Source organism: Paenibacillus darwinianus (assembly GCF_000598065.1).
In the GTDB taxonomy this organism is placed as follows: Bacteria; Bacillota; Bacilli; order Paenibacillales; family Paenibacillaceae; genus Paenibacillus_I; species Paenibacillus_I darwinianus.
Genome location: NZ_KK082174.1, coordinates 17,268 through 19,480 on the forward strand (window position 1 = coordinate 17,268; position 2,213 = coordinate 19,480).

The 2,213-nt window shown below is 54.3% G+C and carries 3 protein-coding genes; 1 reads left to right on the plus strand and 2 read right to left on the minus strand.

Translation table 11 applies throughout. The features are described 5' to 3' along the window. A partial coding sequence (locus BG52_RS16805; RefSeq protein ID WP_190287527.1) for a hypothetical protein occupies window positions 1–175 on the plus strand: 175 nt, incomplete at its 5' end. Window positions 176–361: 186 nt separating this feature from the next. Here the strand turns inward: BG52_RS16805 and BG52_RS10585 are convergent. Together BG52_RS10585 and trxB are read right to left on the minus strand one after the other, a co-directional pair. After that, window positions 362–796: a Dps family protein gene (locus BG52_RS10585; RefSeq protein WP_036584734.1), complete on the minus strand. Its 435-nt coding sequence runs from the start codon at window positions 794–796 to the stop codon at window positions 362–364. Between the two features lie 60 nt (window positions 797–856). Next, the gene (gene trxB / locus BG52_RS10590; protein WP_036584732.1) at window positions 857–1,801 is read right to left on the minus strand and encodes a thioredoxin-disulfide reductase; all 945 of its coding nucleotides are present in this window, start codon (window positions 1,799–1,801) and stop codon (window positions 857–859) included. Between the last annotated feature and the right edge of the window lie 412 nt (window positions 1,802–2,213).

A 2,213-nucleotide genomic window follows, 5' to 3' on the forward strand; every position in this document is an offset into this window, starting at 1 on the left:
GGAAGCCGAGCTCGCCGATACGGCTGCGCAGATGGAGAGCTCGGGAAGCGATTCGGTCCGCTTGCAGGAGCTCTTGCGGCAGCAGAGCGCTCTTGAGGCGAAGCTGGAGGAGCTGCTCGACCGCTGGACGTATCTCAATGAACTGAACGAACGCATCGCCGACCAGAAAAAGTAACCCCTGCAAGCCGGGCTTCGCGTGTCACAGCAGCGAAAGCGGGGCAGCAACAAGCCGTAAGCGGCAAATGGCGCATGAAACAACAACGGCGCTCTCACAGGAGAGCGCCGTTTTTTTCGGTCTTTCGTCGTCATGATGCTGTCGGGGTGTACGTGTACATCCCCGGCATCTCCGGCGGGAGCGTCCTTATCGGACAAAAGCCCTCAGCATCCATATATGCTTCTCAAGCGAAGTGTGAATCGCGAGCAGCATGTCGGCGGTCGTCTCGTCGCCTGCCTCTTGCGCGGCAGGAATAGCTTTCTTAAGCTCGCCGACAACGGTCGTGAAATCGCCGGTGATCGCTTCCACCATCTGCACCGCATTTTCGCTGCCCGAGGCTTCCTTCACGCTGGACAGCTTCAAATAGTCGGCCATTCGGGCTACCGGCTTGCCTTGCACTGCCAGAAGCCGCTCGGCGATCTCGTCGATATGCAGCGCGGCTTCCTCATACAGCTCCTGAAATTTGGCATGGAGGGTAAAGAACTGCTGGCCAGTCACATACCAATGGTAATGATGCAACTTAACGTACAGAACGCTCCAGTTGGCGATTTGGCGATTGAGCGCCTCGTGAATCTTTTCCATGACCTCATCTCCATTCAAACCTGATTATCAAGCGGTTAGTCTGTCCTGTGGCGGAGCCTGTTATGCGTGCGCCTTCGCATGGACGTTCGCTTCGAGATACCGCTCGCAGTCGAGTGCGGCCATACAGCCGCTGCCTGCCGCTGTGATGGCTTGCCGGTATTTATTGTCTTGAACGTCTCCGCAGGCGAATACGCCCGGCACATTCGTTTCGCTTGTTCCTGGCGTAACGGTGATATAGCCCGTCTCGTCGGTCGTGATCTGTCCCTGCAGGAATTTCGTATTCGGCGTGTGGCCGATGGCGACGAACACGCCTTCCGTTTCCAGCAGTTCCTCTTCACCCGTCTCATTGTTGCGCACCTTGAGGCCCGTAACGCCAAGCGGCCCGGCTACGACTTCAAGCGGAGTGCGGTTGAGGCTCCAGACGATTTTACCGTTCTCGCGAGCCCGGTCCTGCATGATTTTCGAGGCGCGAAGCTCTTCGCGGCGGTTGACGATTCTGACCTCGGACGCGAAGCGCGTCAGGAAGTTCGCTTCCTCCATCGCGGAGTCGCCGCCGCCGATGACGATAATCTTTTTACCGCGGAAAAAGAAGCCGTCGCAAGTCGCGCATGTGCTGACGCCCCGTCCGACATTGTCCCGTTCGCCGGGAATGCCGAGATACTTGGCTGACGCCCCGGTCGAAAGGATAAGCGAATCCGCTGTTACCGTTCCTTGCCCTTCGACCTCGAGCGTGAACGGGCGTCGGGACGTATCGACGCGGTTGACCCAACCGGTGCGGAACGCGGCGCCGAACCTCTCCGCCTGCTTGCGCATGTTCGCCATCAATTCGGGTCCCATAATGCCTTCCGGGAAGCCCGGGAAATTTTCCACCTCGGTGGTTGTCGTGAGCTGTCCGCCAGGCTCCGGTCCCTCAATAACGAGCGGGCTGAGGTTCGCTCTGGCCAAATAAATAGCCGCCGTCAAGCCGGCAGGCCCGGTTCCGACAATAATCGTAGAATAGTGCATGGTTTCTGCTCCTCCGCTTTGTTCGTCTTTGGCATGTGCAACAGTTTATAATAATTATAAATAACAAGCAGCATTTGTCAAATGGACAGGATAGCTTTATAAAAAGGAGTTTTACAAAGAAATGCTGAGATAATAAGGTAAAAGGGCAGGAAAATGTTCGGTTATTGACCAAAACGGTTTTTTTTCGGTATACTTATTACATGAGTTATGCACTTGAAGTAAAAGACTGTAAGTTTTCAAACCCAAAAGTATTTCGGGAATTTGTCGAAAACACTTGACATTTCAAAGCGCCCCCAATAATTGCAAGGAATACCTTTAAACCAGGTATACCTTAAAAATTCAGGGTGAACTTGAAATGAATACACTTGAGAAGCCGAGATTTCGTAATTTGGATCAAGGAGAATGCGCTGGT